The sequence below is a fragment of the Actinomycetota bacterium genome (genome assembly GCA_036280995.1).
Taxonomy (GTDB): Bacteria; Actinomycetota; CALGFH01; order CALGFH01; family CALGFH01; genus CALGFH01.
Window position 1 is genome coordinate 1 of record DASUPQ010000674.1, and the last position, 4,163, is coordinate 4,163.

General features: G+C 71.5%; 4 protein-coding genes. 3 read left to right on the top strand and 1 reads right to left on the bottom strand.

Features of this window, described 5'->3' with window-relative positions:
* Nucleotides 1-318 precede the first annotated feature (318 nt).
* Complete coding sequence (locus tag VF468_22885) at nt 319-1,038, bottom strand: PadR family transcriptional regulator (protein HEX5881135.1); 720 nt, start codon at nt 1,036-1,038, stop codon at nt 319-321.
* Between the two features lie 92 nt (nt 1,039-1,130).
* Between VF468_22885 and VF468_22890 the strand changes: the two genes are divergently transcribed.
* From VF468_22890 to VF468_22900, 3 genes are all read left to right on the top strand, one after another.
* Entirely contained in the window at nt 1,131-2,576 is a 1,446-nt protein-coding gene (locus VF468_22890) for an FAD-binding oxidoreductase (protein ID HEX5881136.1), read from the top strand.
* Nucleotides 2,577-2,969: 393 nt separating this feature from the next.
* Nucleotides 2,970-3,494 carry a GAF domain-containing protein gene (locus tag VF468_22895; GenBank protein ID HEX5881137.1) on the top strand — a complete coding sequence of 175 codons (525 nt, stop codon included), beginning with the start codon at nt 2,970-2,972 and terminating at the stop codon, nt 3,492-3,494.
* Nucleotides 3,443-3,850, top strand: coding sequence for an ANTAR domain-containing protein (locus VF468_22900; protein HEX5881138.1), 408 nt, complete (start codon nt 3,443-3,445; stop codon nt 3,848-3,850). The genes VF468_22895 and VF468_22900 overlap by 52 nt, the downstream gene beginning before the upstream one ends.
* Nucleotides 3,851-4,163 lie beyond the last annotated feature (313 nt).

Below are 4,163 nucleotides of genomic sequence, written 5' to 3' on the forward strand. Positions count from 1 at the left end.
AGTCCGCGTCCTGCGGCCCGGCTGCCTGGTGGCCATCGCCGCCTGGGCAGGCCCGAGGACTGCCAGGCCGCAGCCTACCTGGCCGCGCTGGGCACGCTGCTGCGCGGGCTCCGCTCGCTGACCACCGCGCCCAGCGGGTTCGAGGGCGAGGTGCGGTGGGACCGCGACTCGGGACGGTGGTTTGCGTTGCTGCTGGTGGCCTGCGTGGTCGTCTGCGTCAACCGGGTCCAACCAGCTCGGGGAGCGACACGACGTCCAGCGTCAACGCTCACTCGGCGAACGCGCTCCGGCCGCTCGAAACGTCGGCGGCATCGGGACTCAGGGTGTGCTGCCTGTTCGGGAGGACCGCCGCCGCCGCTGGGTGCGAGGTGGCACCGGCGTGCGGTCGGTGTGCTCACTGGGAGTCGCCACCGGGAGCTGGGCGAAGATCTCGAGTCCTCGGTCGTTCTTCCCGTCGGGCGAGAGATCCTCCCAGCCCTGGATCTCCGACAGCGTCCGTTCGGCCCAGCCATCGACGGTGGTGAGGAGGCTGATGAAGAAGTCGACGGCCAGCGCCCGGATGTAGACCTGGTCCTGCAGCACGGCCCGGCCCTCCAGGAACTCCTGTTTGACGGCGCCGCCGAAGCGCAGCATCTCCTGGGCGTCGTCGCGGACCTGCTCCAAGGTGGCCACCAGCTGCTCCTTGGTCCCGAGCGGGGCGATGAAGAGTCGGATCATGGCCTCGAAGTCCATCGCGAACGGCGACACCGGCGTAGCCAGCCACTCGCGCAGCACCTGCCGGCCCGCTTCGGTGATCGAGTACACCGTCCGTGGCCGTTTCCCCACATACTCGCGCTTGGCCGCGACCAGCCCCATGGCGGCCAGCCGCTTGACCTCGCGGTAGATCGCGCTCTCGGCCCGCGGCCAGACGTAGCGGAAGTAGCGGACCCGCTGCTGGGCCAGCTCGTAGGTGGACCATGGACGGACGGCGAGCTGGGCCAGGACGGCGTACGAGGTCGTCGTCAGGCCCGACTGCGCATCGTCAGCAGGTCTTGACATACTCCAAACGCGAGCATAGGGTTACTGGCGTTTGGAGTATACCGGCGGACCGGGCCCGTGGACAACCGCCCGGCTGGGAGGAGGTCACGGACATGACCACCACCGACACCATCGAGCTCGCCGGACTCGACGGCGGACCCGTCAGCCTCGCCACCAAGCAGCTCGACGACCTGGACTCACGGGTCCAGGGCCGGTTGCTGGTGGCCGGCGACCAGGGTTGGAATGATGCCGTTGCGATCTGGAACGGCATGGCGGCCAGGCTCCCTGCCCTGGTCCTCCAGCCGGCCTCCGCTCACGACGTCGCCGCCGCGGTCGGGTTCGCCCGCGACCATGGGCTGCTGCTCGCCATCAAGGGCGGTGGCCACAACATCGCCGGCACCTCCATGGCGCCGGGCGGCCTGACCTTGGACCTGTCGCCCATGCGCCAGGTCACCGTCGACCCCGACGCCAGGCTCGTCCACGTCGGCCCGGGGTGTCTGCTCGGCGAGGTCGACCAGGCCACCCAGGCCCACGGGCTGGCCACCGTGCTCGGGTTCGTGTCCGAGACCGGCGTGGCCGGCCTCACCCTGGGGGGCGGCTTTGGCTATCTGGCCCGCCGCTTCGGCTGGACGGTCGACAACCTGGCCGAGGTCGAGGTCGTCGGTGCCGACGGCCAACTGCGCACCGCCAACCGCGACCAGCATCCCGAGCTGTTCTGGGCCCTGCGCGGTGGTGGCGGCAACTTCGGGGTCGTCACCCGGTTCACCTTCCGTCTCCACGAGGTCGGCCCGACCGTCACCGGCGGGCTGATCGTCTGGAGCGCGGAGCGGGCCGCCGACGTGCTGGCCGCCTACCGCGAGCTCACCGAACAGGCGCCGCGCGAGCTGACCGCCGCGACGATCGTGCGCCTGGCCCCGCCGGCTCCGTTCCTGCCCCAGCAGTGGCACGGCAAGCCCATCGCCGGGATCCAGGTCTGCCACAGCGGCGCCAACGCCGAAGCCGACCTGGCCCCAGTTCGCGCCCTCGGGAACCCGATCGTGGACCTGGTCGGCCCCAAGCCGTATGTGGCCGTGCAGTCGATGCTCAATGCCATGGAGCCCAAGTGGCTGCACCGCTACTGGAAGGCCGAGTTCTTCCCCAACCTGTCCAGTGACTTCCTGGACGCCTTCGGGAGCAGTGCGCTGCGGGTGACCTCGCCGCTGTCGCAGTCGATCATCTTCCACGTCGCCGGCGCCCTCAACGACCACGAGGACGACGACGGGGCGGTCGGCAACCGCGACGCCCACTACATCGGCGGGTTCGCCGCCACCTGGCCACCCGGCGCCCCCGCCGACCCCCACGTGGCCTGGGCCCGGACCGCGTGGGAGCGGATCCGCCCCTTCTCCACCGGCGGGAACTACGTCAACTTCCAGCTCGCCGACGACGACACCGCCCGGACCGCCGCCGCCTACGGGGCCAACTATCAGCGCCTCCAACGCGTGAAGGCCACCTACGACCCCGACAACCTGTTCCGCGTCAACCGCAACATCCCCCCTGCGGGCATTGGGAGCGCTGGATGAGCAGCGAGGGCGAGGGCCTGGCCGCCAGCTCGCCGCGATCCGCGGGGTGACGCTGGTCCTGGCCGCGAGGCTGGTGCACGTCCACGGGGCTGGTGGCCGGCCTGGGTCGACCTGAAGGGACATGCCGGCGGGGTCTGGGCCGACGATATCCCCTCAGGCTGGTTCGGTCGCGCCGGACAGGCAGTTGGGCCCGACCACGACCAGGCGCCGGATAGCCCTGCAACGGCCGAGACAACCAGCGGGTCATGGCAGGAGCCGGCCGGGTTGTCTCGGGTGGAAACCAGATCCCCTGGTCGGGGGCCGCTTGGCGTTGCCCAAGCGGCCTGGCGATGGAAGCATTCTCTGGTTGTCGCCGTCGCCATGGGGAACGAGGCTGTGGCAGTTGACCGTCAGATGGTCGCCCGGACCGTCAGCGAGCTGCGGGCGGCGCTGCCTGAAGCCGATGACCTGCTGGTCGGGCTGCTGCGGGTCGCCGAGGCCACCCGGACCGTCCTGGAGGTCGACGGGGCCGGGCTCACCCTCGTCCATGAGGAGGGCCCGCCTCGGTGGGTGGCCGCCACCGACGCCGCCATGGAACTGCTCGAGCAGGTCCAGCAGGACTTTGGCGAAGGCCCTTCCCTGGAGGCCTATGCCCAGGACCAACCCATCAGGGTGGAGGATCTGCGAACCGCGCCGGCCAGGACCCGGATCGACGCGGTGGTCGGCCAGCTGCACGTCTGCGCGGTGCTGAGCGTCCCCATCCGCCTGGCTGACCAGCCGGTGGGACGCTGGATCTCTACAGCACCCGGCCGCGGGCCTGGACCGCCCACGAGCTGGAGGCGGCACGTGAGTTCGCGGCCGTGGCCGGTGAGCTGGTCCACACCAGCGTGGAGCTGGCCAGCCACAAGCTGGAGGTCGCCCAGCTACGCCAGGCGTTGACCAGCCGGGTCTGGATCGAGCAGGCCAAAGGCGTGCTCGCCGCCACCCACGGCACCGACCCCGAGGTGGCGTTCCAGCAGTTGCGGACTCGGGCTCGGGCGAGCTCGCGCAAGCTGGCCGAGCTGGCCCGGGAGGTCGTCCAGGACGCCCAGCGTGAACGGCTGGCCGCCCTGGCCCTGGACGATGTCCGGGTGCGGGAGGCCGAGGTCCGCGCCCAGGCCGCCGAGCAGGCCCTCCAGGACGCCCAGGCCGACCTGGCCGAGCTCCGGGCGGCGCTTGACCGGGCTCAGGTCGCTGCCGAGGAGCGGGACCGCTTCGCCGACGAACGGGACCGGACGGCCGGTCACCCGGACTGACATCCACGTGCTGGAGCCGGGCGCCCGGTCGGAGCCGCTCGAAGGCGGGCAGTCGGCCCCGGGGTGGATGTTGGCGATGGCCGCCGGCAGCCGTTGGCTGAAGGCCACCGCACACGGGCCCTGGGGGAGAGGTCCTGACCGTCCCCAACATTCTGGGCGGTCTGGTCCGTCGCCGGCCCATCGGAGCTGGCCCTTGGCGTCGACCGGCATGAGCCCGGCGGCGTCGGCGGAGAACAGCTGCTTGGCGGCATCGGTGATCTGCTGCGGGGTCGGCGCCGGGCCAGCTTCAGGGTCCAGGGATACCCAGGGCGCC

Coding starts and splice junctions, on each gene's coding strand:
- VF468_22885 (HEX5881135.1), bottom strand. CDS start 1,038: ATGTCAAGACCTGCTGACGATGCGCAGTCGGGCCTGACGACGACCTCG.
- VF468_22890 (HEX5881136.1), top strand. CDS start 1,131: ATGACCACCACCGACACCATCGAGCTCGCCGGACTCGACGGCGGACCC.
- VF468_22895 (HEX5881137.1), top strand. CDS start 2,970: ATGGTCGCCCGGACCGTCAGCGAGCTGCGGGCGGCGCTGCCTGAAGCC.